The following is a 23,736-nucleotide window of genomic DNA, read 5'->3' on the forward strand; positions in this document are numbered from 1 at the left end:
GCTCACCTCGACCACGGAGGCCCAGGCGGTCGACCCCCGCGACGAGCTCCCCGATGGTTGACCCATCCCCGTGCCGCCAGTCGCGTCCACCCACACCATGCCACAACCACCCACCCCGTACGCCCACGCCACACCGGCCGTTCCCAGGCCCCGCCGCCGACAAGCTGATCCGGCCCGGGAACGGACACGCGTGCCACCCGAGGATCGACGACGGCCCGAGCATACCGGTCCGACGGACAGGCGCGGCCGTCACCGCGGACTGCCGGGTGTGCAACACCCGACCGCGCAGCCGTCGGACGTCGGGACGCTGTCGGACACGGCCGGGGCACAGCAGGTCCGCCCGCGCCACGCGTCGCGGCCTTCTCTGACCGCGACGGCGGCGATGACCAATGCAGCGGCGGAGTCGGCCCACCACCAGCCGAACAGCGAGTTGACCGCCAACCCCACCAGCAGGACCCCGGACAGATAGGTGCACAGCAGCGTCTGCCGGGAATCGGCCACCGCCGACGCCGACCCCAACTCCCGCCCGGCGCGCCGCTGCACCGCCGACAGCAGCGGCATCACCAGCAACGACAACACGGCGAGCACCAGTCCCACCGTGGAATGCCCGGCCCGGTCGCCGCCGACCAGAGCCCGCACCGACTCGACGGTCACATAAGCGGCCAGGGCGAAGAACGAGCCGGCGACGATCCGCAGCGCGGCCCGCTCGCGGCGTTCGTGGTCAGCAGCGGTGAACTGCCACGCCACCGCGGCGGCCGAGGACACCTCGATGACCGAGTCCAACCCGAACCCGACGAGCGCGGTGGACTCGGCGACGGTGCCGGCGGTGAGCGCGACGACCGCCTCGATCACGTTGTAGGTGATGGTGGCCGCCACCAGCAGGCGAACCCGACGCACCAGCGACGCCCGCCGCGCCGGCCCCGGCCCGGCGCTCAGCAGCGGCAGCGGCCCGGTCATCAACAGCACCCGTCGGTGCCGGCCTCCGGGCAGGCAGCCGGGTCGACGGCGAGGACCAGGCCGAGCAGGTCGCCCAGGGCGTGCGCGAGCCGGGCGTCGGCCAGTTCGTACCGGGTGCGTCGGCCCTCAGGGACGGCGACGACCAAGCCGCAGCCGCGCAGGCACGCCAGGTGGTTGGACAGGTTCTGCCGGCTGGTGCCGAGCAGGTCGGCGAGCTCGGCCGGGTAGCCGGGGCGCTCGCGCAACGCGAGCAGCAGCCGGGCCCGGACCGGGTCGGACAGAGCATGGCCGAAGCGGGCAAGGACCTGCCCGTGCGTCAACGTCTCCACACCACGACAGTACAGCATGCGCTGTATTCAGCGAGCGATGAACCGTCATGCCGACGGCCGACACACCCCGGACCACCCCACCCTCAACCCGGACGCCCCCCCGACACCAACCCCGCCAACACCCGGTTCGTCCGGTTCGACCGCACCGCCGCCCGCTGCTGACCCGCTGTCACCTCGATGTACGTCTGCGACGACGCCAACGACGCATGCCCCAACAACCGCATGATCTCCGCCGCCCCCGCCCCGTCCTCGGCCAACCGGGTCGCGAACGTGTGCCGCAAAGCATGCAACCGCGCCCCCACCGGCACCCGATCGGTGATCCCCGCCCGCCGGTAACAGGAATCCACCAGGTACTGCAACCCGCCCCGACGCAGAGGATCACCCCGCCGGTCCACCAGCAACACCCCGTCCGGGCGTACGCTGCGCGCCCCGAACCGCCGCCGCCGACTGTCCAGGTACGCCGACACCACCTCGTCCAACTCCGGCTCCACCGGCACCACCCTCGGCCGACCGCCCTTACCGGCAACCGCCACCCGCCGCTCACCGGCCCGCCCGGACACCGACGACACCCGCAACGCCAACAGCTCCGCCAGGCGCAACCCCGCGCACAACGCCAACGCCAGCACCGCCACGTCCCGCTCCGGCCACGGATCACGCTGCCGCGCGTCCTCCCGCGACACCGACACCAACAGCACCTCCGGGGTGTCCTCACCCCGCAACGGCTTCGGCTGGGGCAGTGGCGTGCGTGGACGTCCCACCGCCGGCATCGGATTGCCCGCCACCACCTGCTCGGCCACCAGGAACGAGAAGAAACCGTTCCAGCTCGACCAGGCCCGGTGTACCGACGCCGCCGCGCGGGGAGCGGCGAACTGGGCGAACGCCGCCCGCATCACGCGGGGGGAGAGGGCGGAGATCGTCAGCTCGTCGGGGGACAGGGGAGGGGTGCACTGCGTGCCGGCCAGCGCCGCGACGGCCCGCAGATCCCGCCGGTACGCCTCCTGGGTGTGCGGGGAGGGCTTCCGGGTGGCCCGCGCGGTCAGGAACCCCTCGATGAGTCGTCCAACCGATTCGTCCTGTTTGTCATGCATAAGGGATATTATGCAGCTTTCTCGGGTTGTCGACCACCCAGGGGGAGGGGAGCGGCGGGAGACTGCTCCGTCGATCGCTCACACGCCATGGGTGCCGCCAGCGCGCCCCGGCGCAGGATGCTGCGGCCGGACGCAACCCAGCGCACCTGGTGGGGCGTGACGCGGACATCGCAGCGAGCCGGCGAAATCCCGGACCGACAGCTGCCGCCGGCGGCCCACCCGTACGACGTCGCTGCGGCGGAAGGCGCCGCCCGTCGCGTGTCGCTGAGCCACCGGACCCGTCTGGTCGCGGTCCGACCCGCAGTGGCTTCCCGGTCGCAGGGGACCCCCCTTCCGGGCGACTTTACATAATGTGCATTATCGAATCAGAGCCAGGGCTGGTCGGGTCGCCATGCGGGACCACCGATGTGGCCCGGAGGCCACCACGACGGTCCGCAGGAACTCCCTGGTCGCCTACCTCCCACGGTGGTCATCGTCGGGTCGAGGTGAACGGGTGGGGGCAACGTCCGTCCCGGCGTGTTTCGCGGTGGCCGGGTCCGGCGTCGGCGCGCGCCGACCATCGCCACCGGGCGGCTGCGGCTGCCGTACGTCGGCCACGTCTCCCCCGTCCCCATGTTGATCAATTGGATGGCCGACCCGGCCGGTTCCGGCCGCCGGACCGGCGGTCATGGGGGCGCTGGCGGCCCCTCCCCTGTCGACCCGGTCGACGACCGCGCTGGTGTGCTGTTCGTCGGGAGTGGCCGGACGGCACGCCGGTCAGAGGCCGCCGGCGACGCGCAGCACCGCGCCGGTGGTGTAGGTGGCGTCGGGTCCGAGCAGCCAGGCGACGGCGCCGGCGACCTCGTCGGGTTCACCGGCGCGGCCGAGCGGGATGCGCCCGGCGGCGGTGTCGGCGCGGTCGGGTACGCCGGAGTCGGCGTGGATGTCGGTGCGGATGATGCCGGGGGCGACGGCGTTGACCCGGATGCCGCGGGGGGCGAGTTCCTTGGCCAGGCCGATGGTGAGGGTGTCCGTGGCGGCTTTGACGGCGGCGTAGTGGACGTATTCGCCGGGGCTGCCGAGGGTGGCGGCGGCGGAGGAGATGTTGACGATGGCGCCACCGTGGGTGAGCCGGCGGGCGGCCTGTTGGGCGCAGAGGACGTAGCCGATGAGGTTGACGTCGACGACCCGACGTAGGTCGTCGGGGTGCAGGTCGGTGAAGGGGCCGATGGGGCTGGTGACGCCGGCGTTGTTGACCAGTGCGGTGAGGGGGCCGAGGTCGGCGGCGGCGGTGAAGAGGCGGTCGACGTGGGTGGGGTCGGTGGTGTCGGCCGGGACGGCGGCGGCGTGGCCGCCGAGGCGGTGGACGTCGGCGACGACGGTGGCCGCGGCGGCGTGGTCGTGGCGGTAGCCGATGACGAGGTGGTGGCCTTCGGCGGCGAGTCGGCGGGCGACGGCGGCGCCGATGCCCCGGCTGCCGCCGGTGATGACGGTGACCGCGGTCATTTCCTGCGCTCCCCTGCCGGTCCGGTGTGGTGGTGTGACGGTACCTGCGTGTCGGCGTGGTGGGCAGGGTGTGGGTGCTCACGTGGCGCGGTGGCGCGGCGGTGGGTGGGGTGATCGCTTACGCTCACCGCGTTTCGGACGGATCGGATCGGTGGAGGTGCGTGGTGGGTGTGAGTGTCGGCGATCTGGTGGAGGATTTCGAGCTGCCGGACCAGACGGGTACGCCGCGGCGGTTGTCGGAGTTGTTGGCGTCGGGGCCGGTGGTGTTGTTCTTCTATCCGGCGGCGATGACCCGTGGCTGTACGGCGGAGAGTTGTCATTTCCGGGATCTGGCGGCGGAGTTCGCGGCGGTGGGGGCGCAGCGGGTGGGCATCAGTCGGGATCCGGTGGAGAGGCAGGCGGAGTTCTCCCGGATGCACGGGTTCGACTATCCGTTGTTGTCGGATGTCGACGGTGTGGTGGCGCAGGCGTTCGGGGTGCGGCGGCGGTTGCCGTTGGGGCCGTTGAGCACGCGGCGGATGACGTTCGTGATCGGTCGGGACCGGCGGGTGCTGGCGGTGGTGCACAGTGAGTTGGGGATGAACGAGCATGCGGACGAGGCGTTGCGGGTGCTGGGGGGCTGATCTTCCGGTTGTCGTGGTGGGCTGGTATCAAGGCAGGATCAGACACGTGTACGAAAGAGGGCTGTGATGGCGGGCCAGGGTTTGTCCGATGACGAGGTACGCGGTATCCGGGAGGCGTTGACGGCGGGGCGGAAGCCGAGGGTGGTGTTCACCGCGTCGGCGGGGCAGATCGCCGGTCAGGTGGGTCAGGTGGTGGAGTTGACCGATCCGGCGGTGTCCGACGAGTTCGTGGTGGTGCGGTTCGGGCGCGACGAGTTGCCCTTCTCCCCCGCCGATCTGGCGGTGGCGCCGCGGGGTGCGGGTCGTCGGGTGGTGGAGGCGAAGTCGGAGCCGGTGGTGGAGCAGGTGGAGCCGACGGCGAAGGTGGAGCCGGAGTTCGTGTTGGACACGCCCCGGGTGCCGGTGCAGAGGCGGGAGGAGCCGAGGGTGGAGTCGGAGCCGGTGGCGGAGAAGCCGGCGGTGCGTCGGCCGGCGAAGGTGGCGAAGCCGAAGGGGCCGGCGGGGTTGACGGTGACGTTGGCGTACGCCGATGGCGAGTGGACGGTGGCGGCGCAGCAGGGGGCGAAGGCGTTGGCGAAGCCGTACGTGGTGAAGCCGGCGGAGGCGTTGCGGATGGTGGCGTTGGTGGATGTGCCGGGGGTGCAGGAGGCGGTGGAGCAGATCCTGTCGGCGGAGCGGTCGGAGGCGGAGCAGCAGGCGGAGAAGTTGCGGGCGGAGTTGGCGGAGATCGAGGCGCGGTTGGCGGAGTTGCGCGAGGCCCGTTGAGGTTGGTTCGTGGTGGGCGGCCCGGCGGCTGTTGCGGCGGTCGGGGCGTCACCGCGGCGCAGGTGGGTGGGTGGGTGTGCCGGGCTGGTGTAGCGGCCGGGGTGGCGGGGTGCGTGGTGGCCGGAATCTGCGGGGTGTCAGAAGTAGTCGCCGAGTTGGGCGGGGCCGGGGGCGGCGAGCAGGTCGAGGGGGGTGGGGTCGGTGCCGGCCGGGTGGTGCAGCAGGCCGGCCTGGGCGATGGTGCGGGCGGTGGCGGTGCCGGTGTAGAGCAGGGCGAAGCCGCGGACGGTGAGGTGCAGGTCGGCGGGGGCGGTGGTGCGGCGTAGGTCGGCGTGGCCGTCGGTGACCTCCAGCTGCCAGGTGCCGGTGTTCCAGTCGGCGAGCGGGTCGTCGAGGGTGAAGGTGGCGGTGCCGTGCAGGTGGGTGGGCCAGCCCCGGTCGCGGACGGCGCGGGTGACGTCGACGGGGCGGTGCATCCAGGTGTCCTGGTGGTGTTCGCGGGCCTTCTCCACGGGCAGGTGGGGGGTGAGGGGGTCGCCGGGGAGCAGGGTGAGGCGCAGGGTGGGGGCGACGCTGTGCCAGCTGGCGAGGATGCCGACGAGTTCGCGGGCGGCGTCGGCGGTGGTGGCGGCGAGGTCTTCGACGGTGATGGTGCCGTCGTCGCCGTAGTGGTTGCGGCGGTTCCAGCCGGCGTAGCCGACGAGGTGGCCGTGGTGTTCGACGAGGGTGAGGCCGTCGTAGGGCAGGGTGTTGTCGGTGGTGTGGCGGGTGCGGTGGTGTTCGTGCAGGGGTCCGTTGCGGGCGAGTAGGCCGCGGCGGTGGCGGATGGTGTGGGTGTGCAGTTCGTCGACGGTGGTGAGGTCGGCGGGGGTGCCGGGGCGGACGGTGAGGTGTGGGCTGGGGTGGTGGCGGGTGAGTAGGGCGGTGGGGAGGTTGACGGTGCGCAGGGTGCCGGCGGTTTCCCAGCCGCAGGCGCGGTAGGGGGCGGCGACGGTGGGAAACAGCGCGCTGATGGCGGCGCCCCGGTCGTGTGCGCCGCGCAGCAGGGTGGTGAGCAGGGCGCGGGCGGTGCCGCGGCCGCGGGCTTCGGGGGTGACGGCGACGCCGGCGATGTCGGCGGCGGCGATGGTGCGGCCGTCCCACCACTGGTGGTGGTGCAGGTCGATGGCTTTGCCGATGAGGCGGCCGGTGTGGTCGAACGCGCCGTAGCGGGTGATGCCGGGGGTGGTGGGGGGTGGTGGTGCGGGTTGCGGGTCGGAGCCGAAGGCGGTGCGGCCGAGGTGCCAGGCGGCGGCGTGGTCGTCGGCGGTGAGTTCGCGGATGTGGGGGTCGTGCGGCATGCGGCGACGATAGCGGTGGGTGGGTGGGGTGGCGACGGGTTTGTGGTGGACGCGTTGCGGGGCCGGTGCGACCCCCTCGCTCCGGCCCCGCGTCCCCGCGCCCCTCGCGCGTCTCTCAGTGTTGCGGGATGTTCTGTACCCCGATTCGCTTGCGGAACACCCAGTAGGTCCAACTTTGGTAGGCGAGGACGATCGGGGTGAAGACGACGGCGACCCAGGTCATGATTTTGAGGGTGTAGGGGGTGGAGGCGGCGTTGGTGGCGGTGAGGGTGCCGGTGGGGTCGCCGGTGGAGGGCATGACGTTGGGGAACAGGGCGGTGAAGAGGGTGGCGACGGCGAGGGCGATGGCCAGGGCGGTGCCGGTGAAGGCCCAGCCTTCGCGGCGTACGCGGGCGGCGGCGAGTGCGCCGAGCAGGGCGAGGGCGGCGCCGGCGGCGAGGGTGATGGCGGCGGGGTTGGCGCGGATGGTGAGGGTCCAGGTGAGGAAGGCGACGGCGGCGACGGCGGTGCCGGCGCCGAGTCGGACGGCGAGGGTGCCGGCGCGGTGGCGGATGTCGCCGGTGGTCTTGAGGGCGAGGAAGACGGCGCCGTGGGTGAGGAAGAGGCCGAGGGTGGTCAGGCCGCCGAGCAGGGCGTAGGGGTTGAGCAGGTCGACCAGGCCGCCGACGTATTCGTGGTCGGCGTCCAGTGGTACGCCGCGGAAGATGTTGGCGAAGGCGACGCCCCAGAGCAGGGCGGGGATGGCGGAGCCCCAGAAGATGGCGTGGTCCCAGCGGCGTTTCCAGGTGGCTTCGGGGCGCTTGTGGCGGTATTCGAAGGCGACGCCGCGGGCGATGAGGGCGAGCAGGATGAGCAGTAGGGGCAGGTAGAAGCCGGAGAAGAGGGTGGCGTACCACTCGGGGAAGGCGGCGAACATGGCGCCGCCGGCGGTGATGAGCCAGACCTCGTTGCCGTCCCAGACGGGGCCGATGGTGTTGATGAGGACGCGGCGTTGCCTGTCGTCGCGGCCGAGGACGGGTAGGAGCATGCCGACGCCGAAGTCGAAGCCTTCGAGGATGAAGTAGCCGGTGAAGAGCACGGCGACGAGGAGAAACCAGATGGTGGTGAGTTCCACGGTGGGGCTCCGGGTCAGTAGGCGAAGGCGAGCGGGCGCTCGGCGTCGTCGGTGTCGTCGGGGGTGGGGGTGACGTCGGGTACGCCGGCGCGGGCGTAGCGCAGGAGGAGTTTGAATTCGATGACGGCGAGGACGGCGTAGATGAGGGTGAAGGCGGTGAAGGAGGTGAGGACTTCGGTGAGGGAGACGCTGCGGGAGACGCCGTCGCGGGTGAGCATTTCGCCGAAGACGATCCAGGGTTGGCGGCCCATCTCGGTGAAGATCCAGCCGAAGGAGTTGGCGAGCAGTGGGAGCGCGGGCATGATCAGGCCGGCGCGCAGCAGCCATCTGTTGGTGGGGGTGCGGCCTTTGCGTTGGGTCCAGAGGATGAGCAGGGCGATGGCGGCGGCGGCGAGTCCGAAGCCGATCATGAAGCGGAAGCTCCAGTAGGTGACCGGGATGATCGGGGTGTAGCTGCCGGGGCCGTACTGGCTGGCGTACTGGGCCTGGAGGTCGTCGATGCCGTGGACGGTGCCGTTGGGGTCGCCGGTGCCGAGGTAGGACAGCAGATAGGGGATTTTGAGGGCGAAGATTTCGCGGCTGCCGTCGAGGCTGCCGACGGTGAGTACGGAGAACGAGGCGGGGCTTTCGGTGGTGTAGAGGCCTTCGGCGGCGGCCATTTTCATGGGTTGCACCTGGGTCATGATCTTGCCTTGGATGTCGCCGGTGAGGACGACGAGGGTGGCGGAGATGAGGACGACCCAGGCGCCGAAGCGGGTGGCGTGGCGGTAGGCGTCGGTGTCGGGGTTGTCGCGGCGGCGCATGAGGTGCCAGAGGCCGACGGTGGTGACGAGGGAGCCGGCGACGAGGAAGGCGCCGGCGAGGGTGTGCGGGAAGGTGATCAGGGCGACCTTGTTGGTGAGGACGGCGACGAAGTCGGTGAGTTCGGCGCGTCCGGTGTCGGGGTTGAGGCGGTAGCCGACGGGGTTCTGCATGAACGAGTTGGCGGCGAGGATGAAGTAGGCGGAGAGGTTGGTGCCGATGGCGGCGGCCCAGATGCTGGCCAGGTGCAGGCGTTTGGGGAGCCGGTCCCAGCCGAAGATCCACAGGCCGATGAAGGTGGATTCGAGGAAGAAGGCGACGAGGGCCTCGATGGCCAGGGGTGCGCCGAAGATGTCGCCGACGAAGCGGGAGTAGTCCGACCAGTTCATGCCGAACTGGAATTCCTGCACGATGCCGGTGACGACGCCCATGGCGAAGTTGATCAGGAAGAGTTTGCCGTAGAACTTGGTGAGTTTGAGGTATTTCTCGTCGCCGGTGCGGTGCCAGCGGGTCTGGAGGATGGCGACCAGGACGGACAGCCCGATGGTCAGTGGTACGAAGAGAAAGTGGTAGACGGTGGTGACACCGAACTGCCAGCGGGCGACGTCCAACGCGTCCACCGGGATCCCCCTGCCGTTGATACTACGAGACGTAGTAGATACTACTGCGTGTCGTAGGTTGTCGGGCAGGGCCGGGGGGCCCGACCCGGCCCGGGACCAATGACCCTGATCACCACGGGCCGCACGACCCGGGTCCGGTCCTCCCCCACCCCCGTGCGACCATCGGCGACTGATGGACACCCCGCGCCCCGGCTGGCAGCCACCACTGTTCTGGCGTGCCGCCCAACTGCTCGCCCGGCTGGTCGTCGCCCTGTTCGCCCGGCTGGAGGTCAGCGGGGACGTCCCGGCGCACCTGCGCCGGGGGCCGCTGATCCTGGCCGCCAACCACATCAGCCCCTTCGACCCGATCGTGCTGGGCGCGGCCTGCCGGGCCCGGGGCGTGTCGCCGCGCTTCATGGCCACCGGCGGGCTGTTCCGCACCCCGGGGCTCGGCGCGCTGATGCGCCACGCCGGGCACCTGCGCGTCGACCGGGGCAGCACCGCCGTCCGGCAGGCCCTCGACGACGCCGCCGTGGCGGTCGCCGCCGGGTCGGTGGTGCTGGTCTACCCGGAGGGACGCATCGGGCTGGACCCCGGTATGTGGCCCGAACGCGGCAAGACCGGCACCGCCCGCCTCGCGATGGCCTGCGACGCCCCGGTGGTGCCCGTGGCCCAGTGGGGGTCGCACGAGGTGCTGCCCTACCGGGCGCCCCGGGGCATGCTGCGCGCGTTGGCCCGGGCGCTGGTGCGCCGCCCGGTGATCCGGGTCCGCTTCGGCGCGCCGCTGCACCTGCACGACCTCTCCCCCGCCGCGCCCGGCGCGGCCCGCCGGGGCACCGACCGAATCATCGACGCGATCACCGACACCCTGGTGCCGCTGCGGCCCGACGAACCGGACCGGCCCCGGCACGTCGACCCGGGACGCCCCGTCGACACCAGCCGGGTGCACCGCCGGCCCACGTCGGCCTGACCGCCGCCGGTCGGCCACCCGGCGGCCACCGGCGGCGGGCATACTGCGCTGCGTGTCGACCCGACCCGGTTACCTGGACGCCCCCACCCCGCTGGCCTTCGCGCACCGCGGCGGCGCCGCCGACGGCGACGAGAACACCGTCGCCGCGTTCACCCGGGCCGTCGAGCTGGGCTACCGGTACGTGGAGACCGACGTGCACGCCACCGCCGACGGGGTGTGCGTGGTCTTCCACGACGCCACCCTGCGCCGGGTCACCGGGCAGCGGGGCCGCATCGCCGACCTGCGCTGGGCCGACCTGGCGACGGTGCGGGTCGGCGGCGCGGCGGTCGTGCCCCGGCTCGACGAGGTGCTGGCCGCGTGGCCGCAGGTCCGGTTCAACATCGACGTGAAGGCCGACGGTGGTGTCACCCCGGCGGTGACGGCGGTGACCCGGGCCGGCGCGGCCGACCGGGTGCTGCTGGCGTCGTTCAGCGACGCCCGGTTGGCCCGGCTGCGCGCGGCCACCGGCGGGCGGGTCGCCACCGGCCTGGGCATGCGCGGGGTGGCCCGGTTGTGGCTGGCGTCGCGGCATGGCCGGCCGGTGCGGTTGCCGCCGTCGGTGGTGGCCGCGCAGGTGCCGCCGCGGTACGCGGGGGTGCCGGTGGTCGACCGCCGGTTCCTGGCCTACTGCCACCGGTTGGGGGTGCAGGTGCACGTCTGGACGATCGACGAACCTACCCGGATGCACGACTTACTGGATCGTGGTGTGGATGGCATCATGACCGATCACGTCGGCCTGCTGCGCGACGTCTACCGCAGCCGCGGCCTCTGGGCCGCCTGAGCCCCGAGGACCCCGATGGCCGACCCGGTCGCCACCACCCCCGCCCCCGTCGACACCCCGGCGGGACTGCGCCGGGAACGGCGTGGCTGGTACCTGTACGACTGGGCCAACTCGGCCTTCCAGACCACCGTCATCACGGTGTTCCTCGGCCCGTTCCTCACCACCGTCACCGAACTGGCCGCCGGCTGCGAGCTGGGCGCGGACAGCTGCGACGGGTACGTGCACCCGCTGGGCGTCCGGGTCGCCGCCGGCTCGTACTACCCGTACCTGATCTCGTTGTCGGTGCTGTTGACCGTGTTCGTGCTGCCGGTGGTCGGGGCGATCGCCGACCGGACGGTGCACAAGAAGCGGCTGCTGGCCGGGGCGGCGTTCACCGGCGCCGGGGCGACCATCGCGATGGCGTTGGTCACCGGCGAGCGGTACCTGCTCGGTGGGGCGCTGTTCCTGGTCGCCAACATCGCCTTCGGGGCGGCGGTGGTGGTGTACAACTCGTTCCTGCCGCAGCTGGCCGGCCCGGACGAACGCGACGCGGTGTCCAGTCGCGGCTGGGCCATCGGCTACCTCGGCGGTGGTCTGCTGCTGGCGTTGAACCTGGTGGCGGTGACCCTGCTCAGCGAGGACGACAACCCGCAGCGCACCCTGGACCTGGCCCGCTGGTCGATCGTGTCGGCCGGGGTGTGGTGGGCGGCGTTCACGTTGGTGCCGCTGCGGTGGCTGCGGGAGCACCCCACCGCCGAGGCGCTGCGCGGGGCGGGCCGCAACGTGGTCACCGACGGGTTCCGGCAGTTGGGGCGGACCCTGCGGGAGATCAAGGCGTACCCGTTGACGCTGTTCTTCCTGCTGGCGTTCCTGGTCTACAACGACGGCATCCAGACGGTGATCACGCTGGCCAGCCAGTACGGCACCGAGGAGTTGCGGCTCGGGCAGAGCACGCTGATCGTGACGATCCTGCTGGTGCAGTTCCTCGCCTTCGGCGGGGCGTTGGCGTTGGGGGCGTTGGCCCGGCGCATCGGCGCGTGGAAGACGGTGCTGCTGTCGCTGGTGCTGTGGACCGGGGTGATCATCGGGGCGTTCCGGTTGCCCGCCGAGGCCCCGCTGCCGTTCATGATCCTCGGTGGGGCGATCGGGTTGGTCCTCGGCGGCAGCCAGGCGTTGAGCCGGTCGCTGTTCAGCCAGCTCATCCCCGCCGGCAAGGAGGGCGAGTACTACGGGTTCTACGAGATCAGCGACAAGGGCACCAGTTGGCTCGGCCCGCTGGCGTTCGGGTTGGTCTTCCAGCTCACCTCCTCCTACCGGGTGGGTCTGGTCTCCCTGCTGATCTTCTTCGTGGTGGGGTTCGCGTTGCTGGCCGCGGTGCCGATCCGCCGGGCCATCGTCGCCGCCGGCAACACCCCGCCCCGGGTGCTGTGACCATCGGCCCGATCCACCCGCGCCGATGGGCTAGGCTGCCCCGACGTGACCGACGACGCCGCTGCCACCCCCACCTGCCTGGCCCGTCCCCTGCCCGGCCCGGATGACGGCGGGGCCGGCTGCGCCGCCGCGCGGGGCGTCGACGGCCGCCCGTTGCACGCCGCCGCGTTGAAGTTCTTCTGGGGTCCGATGGACTGCGGCAAGTCGACGATGGCGTTGCAGATGAACTACAACCATGCCCGGCAGGGTCGGCGGGGGCTGGTCACCACCCGCATCGACAGATCGTTGGGGCCGCAGGTCACCACCCGTATCGGGTTGGCCCACACGGCCGTGGAGGTGACCGACGAGCTGGACCTGCGGGCCCTGGTCCGCGACACCTGGGCCGAAGGGGTCCGCATCGACTACCTGATCTGCGACGAGGCGTCGTTCTACGACGTGGCGCACGTCGAGCAGATGGCCGAACTGGTCGACGGCTACGACGTCGACGTGTACGCCTTCGGCCTGGCCACCGACTTCCGGTCCTGCCTGTTCCCGGCCGCCCGGCGGCTGTTCGAGCTGGCCGACGAGGTGGCCCGCATCCAGGTGGAGGTGCTGTGCTGGTGCGGGCGGGAAGGGCTGCTCAACGCCCGCGTCGTCGACGGGCGGGTGGTCCGCGAGGGCGCGCAGGTCGTCATCGGGGACACCGTCGACACCGCCGACGTGCGCTACCAGGTGCTGTGCCGGCGGCACTACCGCTCCGGGGACCTGGGCCCGCGCGCCTGACCGGGCCGGCGGGTCAGTACGGGTCGCCGCAGACCCGCCACCCGTCGTCCTCCTTCACCACCGGCAGCCGGCGCTGCTCGGCGGCCCCGCCGTCGCGGGTGACCCGAACCGCCACCTCCCCGGCGGGCCGGCCCCCCTTGGTGCGGACCGACACGTCGAGGATCTCGTAGCCGGTGACCACGGGTGGGGTGCGGACCCAGCCGGCGAACCCGACCTCGCTCCACCGGCTGCGGGTCGGCGCGCACAGCCGCCGGTAGGCCCGGTCCACGTGTCCGGTGGACAGCTCCCGGAAGAACCCGTCAGCGGTCTCCCGCACCGGGCCGGTGGCGCCCGCCACGACCTGCACGTTCCACAGGCCCAGCCCGGCCACCCCGACCAGGCACAGGCCGACGGCCAGACCACCCAGGAACAGACCGGTGCGTACCGGGCGACGCCGCCGCGCCGGTCGGGTCCACGCCTGCTGCACACTCATCACCTCGACGGTAGGCGGACGGGCCGGGCTCGCGCAGGCGGTTCGTCCCCTGTCGCGCCGGCGGGGCGATCGTCTACCGTCGGCGCACACCCCTGGTCAAGGAGCGACGGATGAGCCGCTACGTGCAGCCGGTCCCGGACATCGACGCCCCGTAGGCCGGGGACGGGTTGCTGCGGTCGTGGCTGACCCGGCAGCTCGGCGCGGCCGGGCACGCCGCCGCCCGGGACCGGCTGACCGCGTTGGCCGCCGACGTGGTCGGGCCGTTGCGCGCCGACGCCGAGGCCCATCCGCCGACGTTGGTCCGCTACGACCCGTGGGGTGCCCGCGTCGACCGGATCGACACCAGCGCCGGCTGGCAGGCGCAGCGGGCCGTTCGCCCTGGCCGGGCACGCGTTCACGTTGCTCGGCCGGGTGGAGGTCGGTGGCGATCCGCAGGCCGCCGCCGAGCTGCGGGTGGTCGCGCCGTTGGCGAAACTGGCCACCGGTCGGCTGGCGGTGGCCAGCGCCGCCGAGTACGGGGAGGCGTTCGGCGGGGCCGGTTACGTCGAGGACACCGGTGTGCCGAGGTTGCTGCGTGACGCGCAGGTGCTGCCGATCTGGGAGGGCACCACGAACGTGTTGGCGGTGGACGTGCTGCGCGCGGTCACCCGGGAGGACGCCGGCACGCCGCTGCTGGCGCGGCTCGCCGGGGCGGTGGAGCTGGCCCGGCCGTTGTCCCCGGTGTTGGCCGACACCCTCGCCACGGCGGTCGGGGAGCTGCGGGTCACCCTGGGTGAGGTCACCGCCGACCCGGGTGCGGTCGCGGTGCTGGCCGGTGCCCGCGGTATCGCCCTGCGGATGGCGTACGCGCTGGCGGCGGCGTTGCTGGTCGAACACGCCGCCTGGGGTGACGGGCAGGCCGAGGTGGCCGCCCGGTTGTCGGCCCGGCGGTGGCTGCGGCACGAGGACATCGCCGCCGACGCCCACCACCATCTCGACCTGCTCGGCTGAGCCCGCCGGGGGGTCTGCCGTGCCGGCCCCGACGGGGTCAGTGGTCGGTGAGCGTGCCGTGCAGGAACAGGTCGACCAGGACTGTCGTCGACGGCGCTGCGGTGGCCAACGGTCCGGGTGGGGACAGCAGACCGAGGAAGAGGTCGGCGAGCTGGTCGGCGGGTAGCCGCAGCCGGTCGGCGTCGGGGGTGAACAGCGTGGCCACCGCTGCGCGGACCGCCGCACCGGTGGGCGGTGGGATGTGCCGGGACCGGCCGGCCGCGTGCAGGGCACCCAGCACCGCACCCAGCCGGGCCAGGTGGGTGCGGATGACGGTGGCGGCCTCGGTGAGCCGGTCGGCGAGGGGCCGGGTCCGCTCGACCCGCGCCAACCGCTCCAGCAGCGGGTCGGGACGCAGGACCTCGGCGACGCAGGCGTCGAGCAGCGCCTGTTTGTCGGCGAAGGCACGGAACACCGTGGCCTCGCCGATCCCGGCGGCGCGGGCCACCTCGGCGGTGGTCAGGGCGGTGCCCCGGCGGGTCAGCAGCGGCAGGGCGGTCTGCACGATCATGGCGCGACGTCGGTCGGCGCTCATGGCCGGCGCGCGCCGCCGACGTCCCCCGGATGCCGTCATGGCACCAGGCTCGGGAGTGAGCGCTTACTCCGTCAATCGGTTTTTTTCAGCTGCGCCGCCGCGCCCGGGCCGCCCAGATGACGTACGCCGGATCCCGGTCGAGGTTGTGCCGGTCGCGGTCGTAGCGGCGGGTGGTCCGCGGGTCGGCGTGGCCCATCGCGTCCTGGACGTCCTCCAGCGGCACCCCCTCCTCGCGGGCGGTGGTGGCGAAGGCGTGCCGCAGCGAGTGGGGGGACAGCTTCGCCGCCGCCGCGATGCCCGCGGCTTCGGCCAGCCGGCGCACCAGCCGGAACACCGAGTGCCGGTCGAGGCGGCCGCCGGTGGCGGTGGCCAGCAGCGGGCCGGTCAACGCGTCCACGCTCACCCCCGCTGCCGCCGCCCGGTCGGCCAGGTAGGCGTCCACCGCGTGGGCGGTGCCGGGGGTGAGCGCCCGGCGGCGGGCCTTGCCGCCCTTGCCGACGAAGCGGACGCTGCGGTGCCCGCGTTCGGCGCCGAGATCGGCCAGGTCGAGCGAGACCAGCTCACCGACGCGCAGGCCGAGGTCGGCCAGCAGGGCGACGGCGGCTCGGTTGCGGGCGGCGGTCGGGCCGGTGTCGGTGTCGGCGGCGGCGAGCAGCGCGTCGACCTCCTGCGGGGTGAGCCCGACGGTTGCCGAGTGGTCCCGGTCGATGCGGGGCCGGTCGGCGCCGGCGACCGGGTTGGCCTCGACGGCCCGCAGCTTGACCAGGAACTCGTACCAGCTGGACAGGGCGGAGAGCTTCCGGGCGACGGTGGCCGGGGTCAACGGTCGGCCGCTGCGCGCCGACGGGGTGGCCTCCAGTTGCCGGGCGTAGGCGTTGACGGTGAGGAAGTTGGCCCGCAGCGGGTCGAGGTCAGCGGCGGCGCACCAGGTGAGCCAGCCGGCGATGTCGCGCCGGTACGCGTCGCGGGTGTGTGCCGACAACCGCCGGTTACGCAGCCACGCCTCGGTGAAGTCGACGGGTGTGCCGGTGAGCGCCGGGTGGGTCGAGGCGTGGGGCAGGACGGGGACGTCGGGACGTGGCATGCGAGAAAGACTCTCAGCCCTGCTGGGTAATCACGGTGAGGCGCGCCCGAGCGGATTGCCCGACGCCCGGGCGCGACGGTGTTTGGCCCGGTGGGGGCCGTGTCGACCCCCACCGTGGGCGTGCCGGTCAAGCGGTGATCTGCCGGTGGCCGTTACCGGCGGTGACCGGGACCCGACGCGGCTTGGCCCGCTCGGCGATCGGGATGCGCAGCGTCAGCACCCCGTGCTCGTAGCTGGCCTCCAGCCGGTCGGTGTCGAGGGTGTCGCCGAGGAACAGCTGCCGGGAGAAGGTGCCCATCGGGCGTTCGGCGGCGACGAGTTCGACGGTGTCGGTGGTGGGACGGCGGCGCTGCGCGCGGACGGTCAGCACGTTGCGCTCCACCGTGCAGTCGATGCTGTCGGGGTCCACCCCGGGCAGGTCGAACGCGGCGTGGAAGTGGTCGCCGTCGCGCCAGGCGTCCAGGTGCATCACCGCGGGGCGGCTGGTGGTGCCGAAGAGCTGCTCGGCGAGCCGGTCGATCTCACGGAAGGGGTCGGTACGCATCAGCATGGTCGTGCCTCCTCGGTTTCCTCGGGCCGAAGGTCCTTTGAGTTGAGTCGGGTCGGCTCAACTCGTACTTCAGTATTTACCTCGTGGCGGCGCGTCCGTCAACCCGGCCGCGCCGCCGCCGCCGTTCACGGCCCGATGCGTCGGCGGCGGGGCCGTCGGGTGGCGCTCAGGAGGGCTGGACCTCGTCGAACAGGGCGAGGGCCGCGGCCGGGTCCGGACCGACCAGACGGTCCAGACCGGCAGCGGTGATCGCCGCCCACCTGGCGGCCCTGGCCCACATCCGTTCCTCCCAGGCCCGCACCACCGCGTCCAGGTCGCCCCCGTCGGCGGCCACGGACTCCGCCAGTTCGGCGCCGTCGAGCATCGCGAGGTTCGCGCCCGCCCCCAACGGCGGCATCAGGTGCGCGGCGTCACCCAGCAGTGTGACCCCCTGCACGTGCGCCCACGTGTGGGACACGGGAAGCACGTGCAGGGGGCGGTGGACGAACGCGGCGCCCCGGCCGAGCAGGTCGCGCACCGGTTGCGCCCACCCGTCGAACAGGGCCAGCAGGACCCGTCGGGTCGCCTCGACGTCGGTCAGATCCAGCCCGGCGTGCCAGTCCAACGGCGCGCGGAACTGGGCGTACACCTTGACGTGGCCGCCGCTGGTGCGTTGGGCGACGATCGCGCGGTTCACCCCGTACACCCCGACCGCGCCGTCGCCGATCAGCCCGGCGAGGTCGCGATGGCGGGCGTCGACGTCGTCGAGGGAGGTCTCGACCGCGGTGACGCCGGTGTAGCGCGGGGTCGCCGGCGACACCGCCGGCCGCACCCGCGACCACGCGCCGTCCGCGCCCACCACGAGATCGAACGTCTCCTGTCGCCCGTCGGCGAAACGCACCGCCGCGCCGTCCCCCGGCGTCACGCCGGTAACCTGCTGCCCCCACCGCACGTCGAGCGGGCCGAGCAGCAGGTCACGCAGTTGTCCACGGTCGATCTCCGGATTGGCCCGCTCGTCCGGGCGGGGCCGCCAGTCCCGCAGCACCGTTCCCGCCGGGTCGAGGATGCGCATGGCCTGCCCCTCGGGACGCGACACCGCCCGGAACCGGGCCAGCAGCCCCGCCTTGTCCAGCGCCAGCTGACCCAGCCCTTCGTGCAGGTCCAGCGTGCCGCCCGGGGGGCGGGCGTCGGGCCCCCGATCGCGTTCGAGGACGACGACGGGATGGCCGAGGCGGTGCAGGACCCGGGCGAAGGTGAGGCCACCGGGGCCGGCACCCACCACGGCGATACGCTGTCTCATGGCGATACACTGTATTGACTGCGCCCGTCTCGCCGCCACCAGCCGGAGGTGATCCGTGACCGTGTGGGACCGGCCGATGCCGCCACCTCCCCCGGTGCCGCTCGACCGGGAACAGATCGTCGCCGCCGCCGTCGCGCTGGCCGACGAGGGTGGCCTCGCGGCGGTGTCGCTGCGCAAGGTCGCCGCCCGCCTGAACGCCGGCCCGATGCGGCTGTACGGCTATATCGCCACCAAGGACGAGCTGCTCGACCTGATGGTCGACGCCGTGTACGCCGAGATCCTTCCCGCCGGACAGCCCGCCGGCTGGCGCGCGACACTGCGGGTCGTCGCCCACGGCACCAGGCGGACCGTGCTGCGCCACGAGTGGCTGGCCGACCTGCTCGGCGGCCGACCCTCCCTGGGGCCGAACGGCCTCGCCGTGGCCGAGGCCCAACTGGCCGCCCTCGACGGTCGCGCCGACACCGACACGGTCCTGCGCGCCGTGGAAACCGTCGCCGCCTACGTCATCGGCGCGCTCCGACGGGAGATCGCCAACCTGCGGGCCGAACGTGCCACGGGCCTGTCCGAACGCGACTGGCAGCGCGCCCACGGCCCGCAGGTGACGAGGATCCTGGCCACCGGCCGCTATCCGGCGCTGGCCCGGGCCGTGCACGACGGCACCGAGGTGGACGCCGCGACCTCCTTCGCCACCGGCCTGGACTGGGTCCTCGACGCCGTGGCCGCCCGACTGTCCGGGTGACCCGGGAAATCCGGCTGTCGGCGACGGCGTCGCTGGCGAGGGTGTGCCCATGCCCACCGAACTGTTCGCCGTCGCGACGGCCACCGGAGCCCTCGGCCGTCGCGCCCGTCACCCAGTTGCGGGAGCGGGGCGGGATACAACAGAACAGTCATTATGGTGCTGCACTGTTATGCCCTTTTTGGCGGCTCTAATTATCGTATTGCAGTTATCGGTAATACGATAATTAGAGCCGGATGATCGGCTGGCTGTCGAAGCGGTCCCCTCGCCCCGCGGCGGCCGGCACGCCGCCGCGGGGCGAGGATCAGGTCGTGTGGCGGATGACGGAGCCGGCGATCCGCTCGGTGAGCCCGGGTGCGAAGAACGGGTGGTGGCCCATCCCGGGCACGATCTCCAGCCGCGCCGTGGGGATCTGCGCCGCGAGCGCCTCACCATGGGCCTGTGGGAACAGCGGGTCGTCGCTGCCGTGCAGGACCAACGTCGCGGCCGTGATGCCGGACAGCGACGCCCGCCGGTCGTCGTCCCAGCGCCGACCGGCCAGATCGTGGTTCGCGGCGGCGGCGAGGTTGTCGGCCCGGTCGTGACAGTGTTCGACGAACCGTCGTGCGGCCGGCTCGTCGAAGGGCAACACGTCGCCGTTGAGCACCCGCCAGGTCTGCACGTCGGCGTCCACCCGCTGCCGGGCCGTCGCCCGGGGTGCCTTCGCCGCGTCCATGAGGTGGGCGAGGAACCGCGCCGTCGGAGGGGGAAGCGCATCCGGTGCCGCCGGTTGACCGGCCAGCGCCCGCGCCCACGCCGGACCGGGGTTGTTCCCCATCGGAGACGAAGCCATCGCCGTCAGGGTGCGGACCCGGGCCGCCCGGTGCACGGCGAGCCACTGCCCGATCGCCGCCCCCAGCGAGGTCCCCACGACGTGCGCGGCGGCGACACCGTACGCGTCCAGGACGCCGACCGCGTCCGTGGCCAGGTCAGCCAGCGCATAGGGGCGCGTCGCGAAATCGACGGAGTCGGAACGGCCGGTGTCCCGGTGATCGAACCGGATCACCTGCCGGCCGCTGTCCACCAGGGCCTGCACCAGTTCGTCGGGCCAGCCGATGCCCTGGGTGGACGTGCCCATGACCAACAGGACGGTGGGGTCGTCGGGGTGACCGAAACGCTCGGTCCACAACCGCACCTGCCCGCACCGAACGAACTTCTCCTCGCCAGTAAGCATGCCGGCACCGTAGCGGTCACCGGTCGGCACGTGAGCCGCTACCTGTTGTAGCGACAGAAGGCGCTCGTGGGATAATTAGGAGGTGCAGGACGAAGCCTGCGGCGAGCCGGACTGGGGCCGCACGCCGGCCGGCCGGAGAATTGACGGGTGACGACGGCCTTCGGGGCGCGGCAGATGGCCGGACCCTCCACCGATCTGCACTACTACCTGGTCCACGATGGTGCCGGCGGGCCGGAGGGGCTGCTTGTCGAGGAGTTCCTCCTCGCGGTGGACCACTCCTGCGTCGGGCTGGTGAGTGCCGGCTGGCACCGCGCGCAGGGCCGGTGGTCCGACGCGTCGGCCACCAGCCGGCGGGTGCGCGTCGATCCCACGCTGTGGGCCCGGGTGACGCCTGCCGGTCGGGCCGGGGCGGCGACGCTGTACCGGAGCCTCTGCGGTGCCGACCTGCCGGGCGAGACCACGCTGCGGGCGTGTTTCGGCGTGCCCTGCGTACCGCCGTCGCCGCCCCTGCTGCTGCACCGGCCCGAGGCGACACCGGGGTTCCGCGAGACGCGCGTCTACCGGATCCTGTTCGTCGGCGCGCTGCCCCCCGGTGGCCTGGCGGCGCTGGGCGAGGAGTGGCGGATGCCGGTCACCGGCGATCTCGGGGAGCCCGGGGTACGGGTCCTGGGCACGGTGCGCCGTCGGGTCGGCCGTGACGCCTTCCGCTGGGAGCTGCGCCGGGTCGCCGCGGGCGCCGCCTGGGGACTGGATGTGACCTGCGATCTGGCGGGCGGGCGTGACGAGGCGGTCGGTGTGCTCCTGCGCGACCTGACCACGCAGGTGCGGCAGCAGGGGCTGATCCCTGTCACCGTCGACCGGTTCCGCTGACCGTCACGGCTACTGCGGTGGGTGGCTCAGCCGGGCCAGGGACCGGGTGAGCCATTCGGTCAACAGCGTGCGTTCGGCGTCGGTGAGGCCGGGCAGGTCCGGCGTCACCGCTGCGAGGGTCACCGCGGCCGTGCGCAGGGTCGGGTCGGGGGGCGCCGGGGTGGTGGTGAGGATGCCGCCGAGCACGGCGTCGAGCACGGCGTCGCCCAGTCCGGGGTCGCGCTGCGGTGCGGGGGTGCCCAGCAGGGTGAGGATGACGCCGGTGCCGGCGGCGTGGACCATCATGGTGGCCCGCTGCTCGTCGACCCGTAGCAGGCCGGCGGCGGCGAGCCGACGTACCCGGGAGCGCAGCACCGCGAGGCCGGCCACCGACGCCGGGGACGGGTCGCCGGGCCCGCGCGTGCCGAGCAGCCGGAACAGCTCGGGGTTGGCCAGGCCGAACTCCAGGTGCGTGTGCCATCCGGCGCGCAGGTCGGCCACCGGGTCCCCCGACACGTCGTCGGCCGTCTTGGTGGCGACGTAGGTGGCCATCACGTGTTCGGCGACGGCGTCGACGAGGCCGTTCTTGTCACCGAACAGCCGGTAGATGGTGGGTGCCTGCACGCCTGCGGCCTGGGCGACGGCGCGGGTGGTCACCGCGGACGCACCGTGCTCGCGCAGCAGGCGGGCGGCGGCGACGACGATGTCGGTCCGTACGTCGTCGCGGGGCGGGGGGTCTGGCGTCACCGTCACGGATCAACGATAACAGCACCTTGTTAGCGGTGAAATATCAGTGTTAACGTCTCTGGCGTAACGTTGATTCGTCGAAGGGTCGTCATCGTGTTCGTCATCACCGGCGCCACCGGGCAGCTCGGCTCCCGGATCGTCGACCAACTGCTGGCCCGGGTGTCCGCCGCCACCGTGGGGGTGAGCGTGCGCGACGTCGACAAGGCTGCCCACCTGGCCGAACGCGGCGTGCGGGTCCGCCGGGGGGACTTCACCGACCCCGCCACGCTGGAGCAGGCATTCGCCGGGGCCGACCAGGTGCTGATCGTGTCCGCCGCGATCCGGGGCGGCGACGCGGTGGGAGCGAACCGGGCCGCCATCGACGCCGCCTGCGCCGCCGGAGCCACCCGCATCCTCTACACCAGCCACCAGGCCGCCTCCCGCGACTCACTCTTCCCCGCCCAGGTCACCCACGCCGTGACCGAGGAGCACCTGGCCGCGACCGGGGTGCCGTTCACCGCGCTGCGCAACGGCTTCTACGCGAGCACCCTCGGGTTCGTCATCGGCGACGCCGTGACCACCGGCCGCCTGGTGGCACCGGCCGACGGGCCGGTGTCCTGGACCGCGCACGACGACCTGGCCGAGGCCGCCGCCATCGCGCTGGCCGGTCGGGGCGGGCTCGACGGCGTCACCCCCGCGTTGACCGCCGGGGAGGCCCTCGACCTGGCGGCGGTGGCCGACATTCTCACCGAACTGACCGGCCGCACCGTCACCCGGGTCGTCCTCGACGACGACGAGTGGCGGTCCACCGCCGTCGCCCGGGGCATGCCCGAGGCCGCTGCCGACTTCACCCTCGGCATGTACCGGGCGGCCCGGCGGGGCGAGTTCGCGGTCACCGACCCGGCCCTTCAGGCTCTGCTGGGCCGGCGTCCGACACCAGCCCGGTCGGTGGTCGAAACTCTCGTCGCCGCCGGCCCGCAGCCCGTACGGCCGGTCTGAGCCGCGCCGCGCGACCCGGCACGCGGGCCACTGTGGTGCGAGGATCGGCCGTATGCCCACCGACGAACGGCTGACCGGTCGCGGGGTCCGCGACGCGGTCGACGAGGCGACCCGCACACTGGGCCCGTACACCGGACGGGACTGGACCGGCCCCGCCGGGGGCCTGGACTGGTCGTGCCGGACGACCGCCGCGCACATCGCCCACGACCTGCTCGGCTACGCCACCCAGCTCACCGGCCGGCCCGACACCGGCTACCTCCCGCTCGACCTGCGGGTCCACCCCGACGCCACCCCGGCGCAGGTGCTGGTGGTGGTGACCGCCTGCGGGGGGCTGCTCGCCGCCGCGCTCGACACCGTCCCCGCGCACACCCGCGCCTGGCACTGGGGGCCCTGCGACCCGCCCGGCTTCGCCGCCATGGGCATCGCCGAGACGCTGCTGCACACGTACGACATCACCCGGGGGCTGGAGGTGACGTGGCGGCCGCCGGCGGCCGCCAGCGCGGCGGTGCTGGGGCGGCTGTTCCCCGACGCGCCCACCGGTGACCCGGCCGACGTGCTGCTCTGGATGACCGGTCGGGCGACCCTGGGTGAGCGGCCCCGGCGCGTCTCGTGGACCTGGCGGGCCGCCGTCGACTGATCCGGCGGCTACCCCGGCGGTCGCCGCCACGGCCAGCGGAACCGGGGGCGTCGTGCCGGGGGCGTGGGCGTCGGAGCGGACGGAGCGGGGACGGCGCGGGTGGCGCGGTGGGCCCGCCACCCGCGCAGCACCGCCTCGGTGTCGACCGGGCGGACCGCCACCCGGGGCCCGGCGGGATACCGCAGCCACGCCACGATCTCCTGGTTGAGCAGCCCGACGAACTCCCGGACCGACTCCTCGGTGGGCAGGTCGCGAACCTCGTCGGGCACCTGCTCGACCCGGCGGCGCAACTGCAGCGGGGTGGGCAGCAGCAGATCGGTGGGCAGCGCCTCCCGCTCCAGGAAACTCGTGATCCACCAGGACTCGTCATAGGGCAGGTCACGGCCGGGGATCGGCTTGCCCGCGCCGGGCAGATTGTCGAACTCGCCCCGTTCCTGGGCGCTGCGGATCTGCGCCTCGACCGAAGCCTCCCACGCGTCCACCATCCTGCGGACACCTCCCCCGCCACCGTATCCAACCGGCCGTCACCGGTGCAGCGCCTGCACGGCGGGAGACATTCCCGGC

At 73.1% G+C, this 23,736-nt stretch carries 26 protein-coding genes and 1 riboswitch; of the genes, 11 read left to right on the forward strand and 15 right to left on the reverse strand.

Annotated features, from left to right (window positions below; genetic code table 11):
• Positions 1–12: 12 nt before the first annotated feature.
• Positions 13–89: riboswitch (ZMP/ZTP riboswitch) on the reverse strand.
• Between the two features lie 160 nt (positions 90–249).
• The 4 genes from ACWCHM_RS11900 to ACWCHM_RS11915 form a co-directional block, all read right to left on the reverse strand.
• Positions 250–957 (reverse strand): cation transporter, encoded by a 708-nt coding sequence (locus ACWCHM_RS11900; protein ID WP_454222449.1) that lies wholly within the window; start codon positions 955–957, stop codon positions 250–252.
• Positions 957–1,304 carry an ArsR/SmtB family transcription factor gene (locus ACWCHM_RS11905; protein WP_454222450.1) on the reverse strand — a complete coding sequence of 116 codons (348 nt, stop codon included), beginning with the start codon at positions 1,302–1,304 and terminating at the stop codon, positions 957–959. The genes ACWCHM_RS11900 and ACWCHM_RS11905 overlap by 1 nt, the downstream gene beginning before the upstream one ends.
• A 65-nt stretch (positions 1,305–1,369) precedes the next feature.
• Positions 1,370–2,374 (reverse strand): tyrosine-type recombinase/integrase, encoded by a 1,005-nt coding sequence (locus ACWCHM_RS11910; protein WP_454222451.1) that lies wholly within the window; start codon positions 2,372–2,374, stop codon positions 1,370–1,372.
• 756 nt (positions 2,375–3,130) lie between these two features.
• The gene (locus tag ACWCHM_RS11915; protein WP_204959792.1) at positions 3,131–3,859 is read right to left on the reverse strand and encodes an SDR family oxidoreductase; all 729 of its coding nucleotides are present in this window, start codon (positions 3,857–3,859) and stop codon (positions 3,131–3,133) included.
• A gap of 161 nt (positions 3,860–4,020) precedes the next feature.
• On the opposite strand from ACWCHM_RS11915, the gene ACWCHM_RS11920 reads away from it, so the two are divergent.
• Together ACWCHM_RS11920 and ACWCHM_RS11925 are read left to right on the forward strand one after the other, a co-directional pair.
• Entirely contained in the window at positions 4,021–4,482 is a 462-nt protein-coding gene (locus tag ACWCHM_RS11920) for a peroxiredoxin (RefSeq protein ID WP_443673891.1), read from the forward strand.
• 66 nt (positions 4,483–4,548) lie between these two features.
• The gene (locus ACWCHM_RS11925; protein ID WP_204959794.1) at positions 4,549–5,247 is read left to right on the forward strand and encodes a hypothetical protein; all 699 of its coding nucleotides are present in this window, start codon (positions 4,549–4,551) and stop codon (positions 5,245–5,247) included.
• Between the two features lie 137 nt (positions 5,248–5,384).
• Here the strand turns inward: ACWCHM_RS11925 and ACWCHM_RS11930 are convergent, their stop codons facing one another.
• The 3 genes from ACWCHM_RS11930 to ACWCHM_RS11940 form a co-directional block, all read right to left on the reverse strand.
• Positions 5,385–6,587 carry a GNAT family N-acetyltransferase gene (locus tag ACWCHM_RS11930; protein WP_454222452.1) on the reverse strand — a complete coding sequence of 401 codons (1,203 nt, stop codon included), beginning with the start codon at positions 6,585–6,587 and terminating at the stop codon, positions 5,385–5,387.
• 115 nt (positions 6,588–6,702) lie between these two features.
• Positions 6,703–7,701 carry a cytochrome d ubiquinol oxidase subunit II gene (cydB, locus tag ACWCHM_RS11935; RefSeq protein ID WP_204959796.1) on the reverse strand — a complete coding sequence of 333 codons (999 nt, stop codon included), beginning with the start codon at positions 7,699–7,701 and terminating at the stop codon, positions 6,703–6,705.
• A 14-nt stretch (positions 7,702–7,715) separates the two neighbouring features.
• The gene (locus tag ACWCHM_RS11940; protein WP_454222453.1) at positions 7,716–9,122 is read right to left on the reverse strand and encodes a cytochrome ubiquinol oxidase subunit I; all 1,407 of its coding nucleotides are present in this window, start codon (positions 9,120–9,122) and stop codon (positions 7,716–7,718) included.
• A gap of 172 nt (positions 9,123–9,294) precedes the next feature.
• On the opposite strand from ACWCHM_RS11940, the gene ACWCHM_RS11945 reads away from it, so the two are divergent.
• The 4 genes from ACWCHM_RS11945 to ACWCHM_RS11960 are packed head-to-tail and all read left to right on the forward strand — an operon-like array spanning position 9,295 to position 13,063.
• Positions 9,295–10,071: a lysophospholipid acyltransferase family protein gene (locus tag ACWCHM_RS11945; RefSeq protein WP_421488378.1), complete on the forward strand. Its 777-nt coding sequence runs from the start codon at positions 9,295–9,297 to the stop codon at positions 10,069–10,071.
• A gap of 52 nt (positions 10,072–10,123) precedes the next feature.
• A complete protein-coding gene (locus ACWCHM_RS11950) occupies positions 10,124–10,891 on the forward strand; it encodes a glycerophosphodiester phosphodiesterase (protein ID WP_204959799.1) in 768 nt (255 codons plus the stop codon).
• Between the two features lie 15 nt (positions 10,892–10,906).
• Positions 10,907–12,301 (forward strand): MFS transporter, encoded by a 1,395-nt coding sequence (locus ACWCHM_RS11955; RefSeq protein WP_204959800.1) that lies wholly within the window; start codon positions 10,907–10,909, stop codon positions 12,299–12,301.
• Positions 12,302–12,346: 45 nt separating this feature from the next.
• Positions 12,347–13,063, forward strand: a complete 717-nt coding sequence (locus tag ACWCHM_RS11960) for a thymidine kinase (RefSeq protein WP_204959801.1) — start codon at positions 12,347–12,349, stop codon at positions 13,061–13,063.
• 13 nt (positions 13,064–13,076) lie between these two features.
• Here the strand turns inward: ACWCHM_RS11960 and ACWCHM_RS11965 are convergent, their stop codons facing one another.
• Complete coding sequence (locus ACWCHM_RS11965) at positions 13,077–13,535, reverse strand: Rv0361 family membrane protein (RefSeq protein ID WP_454222454.1); 459 nt, start codon at positions 13,533–13,535, stop codon at positions 13,077–13,079.
• A 318-nt stretch (positions 13,536–13,853) separates the two neighbouring features.
• On the opposite strand from ACWCHM_RS11965, the gene ACWCHM_RS11970 reads away from it, so the two are divergent.
• Positions 13,854–14,525, forward strand: a complete 672-nt coding sequence (locus tag ACWCHM_RS11970; protein WP_454222455.1) for an acyl-CoA dehydrogenase family protein — start codon at positions 13,854–13,856, stop codon at positions 14,523–14,525.
• Positions 14,526–14,562: 37 nt separating this feature from the next.
• Here ACWCHM_RS11970 and ACWCHM_RS11975 read toward each other — a convergent pair whose 3' ends face one another.
• The 4 genes from ACWCHM_RS11975 to ACWCHM_RS11990 all read right to left on the reverse strand — a co-directional run bounded on the left by ACWCHM_RS11975 (position 14,563) and on the right by ACWCHM_RS11990 (position 18,012).
• Entirely contained in the window at positions 14,563–15,138 is a 576-nt protein-coding gene (locus tag ACWCHM_RS11975) for a TetR/AcrR family transcriptional regulator (RefSeq protein ID WP_454222456.1), read from the reverse strand.
• Positions 15,139–15,184: 46 nt separating this feature from the next.
• A complete protein-coding gene (locus ACWCHM_RS11980; protein ID WP_204959804.1) occupies positions 15,185–16,183 on the reverse strand; it encodes a tyrosine-type recombinase/integrase in 999 nt (332 codons plus the stop codon).
• 127 nt (positions 16,184–16,310) lie between these two features.
• A complete protein-coding gene (locus tag ACWCHM_RS11985) occupies positions 16,311–16,733 on the reverse strand; it encodes an Hsp20/alpha crystallin family protein (RefSeq protein WP_454222458.1) in 423 nt (140 codons plus the stop codon).
• Positions 16,734–16,899: 166 nt separating this feature from the next.
• Positions 16,900–18,012 (reverse strand): FAD-dependent oxidoreductase, encoded by a 1,113-nt coding sequence (locus ACWCHM_RS11990; protein WP_454222459.1) that lies wholly within the window; start codon positions 18,010–18,012, stop codon positions 16,900–16,902.
• Between the two features lie 55 nt (positions 18,013–18,067).
• On the opposite strand from ACWCHM_RS11990, the gene ACWCHM_RS11995 reads away from it, so the two are divergent.
• On the forward strand, positions 18,068–18,751 hold the full coding sequence (locus ACWCHM_RS11995) for a TetR/AcrR family transcriptional regulator (protein WP_281897571.1): 684 nt from the start codon (positions 18,068–18,070) through the stop codon (positions 18,749–18,751).
• 301 nt (positions 18,752–19,052) lie between these two features.
• On the opposite strand, the gene ACWCHM_RS12000 is transcribed toward ACWCHM_RS11995, so the two are convergent.
• Positions 19,053–19,961: an alpha/beta fold hydrolase gene (locus ACWCHM_RS12000; RefSeq protein ID WP_421488382.1), complete on the reverse strand. Its 909-nt coding sequence runs from the start codon at positions 19,959–19,961 to the stop codon at positions 19,053–19,055.
• Between the two features lie 147 nt (positions 19,962–20,108).
• Between ACWCHM_RS12000 and ACWCHM_RS12005 the strand changes: the two genes are divergently transcribed.
• The gene (locus tag ACWCHM_RS12005) at positions 20,109–20,831 is read left to right on the forward strand and encodes a hypothetical protein (protein WP_454222460.1); all 723 of its coding nucleotides are present in this window, start codon (positions 20,109–20,111) and stop codon (positions 20,829–20,831) included.
• A gap of 9 nt (positions 20,832–20,840) precedes the next feature.
• Here the strand turns inward: ACWCHM_RS12005 and ACWCHM_RS12010 are convergent, their stop codons facing one another.
• Positions 20,841–21,563, reverse strand: a complete 723-nt coding sequence (locus tag ACWCHM_RS12010; protein ID WP_454222461.1) for a TetR/AcrR family transcriptional regulator — start codon at positions 21,561–21,563, stop codon at positions 20,841–20,843.
• An 87-nt stretch (positions 21,564–21,650) separates the two neighbouring features.
• On the opposite strand from ACWCHM_RS12010, the gene ACWCHM_RS12015 reads away from it, so the two are divergent.
• The gene (locus tag ACWCHM_RS12015) at positions 21,651–22,535 is read left to right on the forward strand and encodes an NmrA family NAD(P)-binding protein (RefSeq protein ID WP_454222463.1); all 885 of its coding nucleotides are present in this window, start codon (positions 21,651–21,653) and stop codon (positions 22,533–22,535) included.
• A 52-nt stretch (positions 22,536–22,587) separates the two neighbouring features.
• Positions 22,588–23,172, forward strand: coding sequence for a maleylpyruvate isomerase N-terminal domain-containing protein (locus ACWCHM_RS12020; protein WP_454222464.1), 585 nt, complete (start codon positions 22,588–22,590; stop codon positions 23,170–23,172).
• A gap of 8 nt (positions 23,173–23,180) precedes the next feature.
• On the opposite strand, the gene ACWCHM_RS12025 is transcribed toward ACWCHM_RS12020, so the two are convergent.
• On the reverse strand, positions 23,181–23,657 hold the full coding sequence (locus ACWCHM_RS12025; protein WP_204959811.1) for a DnaJ family domain-containing protein: 477 nt from the start codon (positions 23,655–23,657) through the stop codon (positions 23,181–23,183).
• Positions 23,658–23,736 lie beyond the last annotated feature (79 nt).

Source organism: Micromonospora sp. SCSIO 07396 (assembly GCF_053667945.1).

What these genes read in the sequence shown, in the direction of transcription:
- ACWCHM_RS11965 (WP_454222454.1), bottom strand. Translation starts at nt 13,535, where the DNA reads ATGAGTGTGCAGCAGGCGTGGACCCGACCGGCGCGGCGGCGTCGCCCG.
- ACWCHM_RS11990 (WP_454222459.1), bottom strand. Translation starts at nt 18,012, where the DNA reads ATGAGACAGCGTATCGCCGTGGTGGGTGCCGGCCCCGGTGGCCTCACC.
- ACWCHM_RS11980 (WP_204959804.1), bottom strand. Translation starts at nt 16,183, where the DNA reads ATGCCACGTCCCGACGTCCCCGTCCTGCCCCACGCCTCGACCCACCCG.
- ACWCHM_RS11915 (WP_204959792.1), bottom strand. Translation starts at nt 3,859, where the DNA reads ATGACCGCGGTCACCGTCATCACCGGCGGCAGCCGGGGCATCGGCGCC.
- ACWCHM_RS12020 (WP_454222464.1), top strand. Translation starts at nt 22,588, where the DNA reads ATGCCCACCGACGAACGGCTGACCGGTCGCGGGGTCCGCGACGCGGTC.
- ACWCHM_RS11955 (WP_204959800.1), top strand. Translation starts at nt 10,907, where the DNA reads ATGGCCGACCCGGTCGCCACCACCCCCGCCCCCGTCGACACCCCGGCG.
- ACWCHM_RS11985 (WP_454222458.1), bottom strand. Translation starts at nt 16,733, where the DNA reads ATGCTGATGCGTACCGACCCCTTCCGTGAGATCGACCGGCTCGCCGAG.
- ACWCHM_RS11925 (WP_204959794.1), top strand. Translation starts at nt 4,549, where the DNA reads ATGGCGGGCCAGGGTTTGTCCGATGACGAGGTACGCGGTATCCGGGAG.
- ACWCHM_RS11910 (WP_454222451.1), bottom strand. Translation starts at nt 2,374, where the DNA reads ATGCATGACAAACAGGACGAATCGGTTGGACGACTCATCGAGGGGTTC.
- ACWCHM_RS11930 (WP_454222452.1), bottom strand. Translation starts at nt 6,587, where the DNA reads ATGCCGCACGACCCCCACATCCGCGAACTCACCGCCGACGACCACGCC.
- ACWCHM_RS11975 (WP_454222456.1), bottom strand. Translation starts at nt 15,138, where the DNA reads ATGACGGCATCCGGGGGACGTCGGCGGCGCGCGCCGGCCATGAGCGCC.
- ACWCHM_RS11905 (WP_454222450.1), bottom strand. Translation starts at nt 1,304, where the DNA reads ATGCTGTACTGTCGTGGTGTGGAGACGTTGACGCACGGGCAGGTCCTT.
- ACWCHM_RS12000 (WP_421488382.1), bottom strand. Translation starts at nt 19,961, where the DNA reads ATGCTTACTGGCGAGGAGAAGTTCGTTCGGTGCGGGCAGGTGCGGTTG.
- ACWCHM_RS12025 (WP_204959811.1), bottom strand. Translation starts at nt 23,657, where the DNA reads ATGGTGGACGCGTGGGAGGCTTCGGTCGAGGCGCAGATCCGCAGCGCC.
- ACWCHM_RS11945 (WP_421488378.1), top strand. Translation starts at nt 9,295, where the DNA reads ATGGACACCCCGCGCCCCGGCTGGCAGCCACCACTGTTCTGGCGTGCC.
- ACWCHM_RS11900 (WP_454222449.1), bottom strand. Translation starts at nt 957, where the DNA reads ATGACCGGGCCGCTGCCGCTGCTGAGCGCCGGGCCGGGGCCGGCGCGG.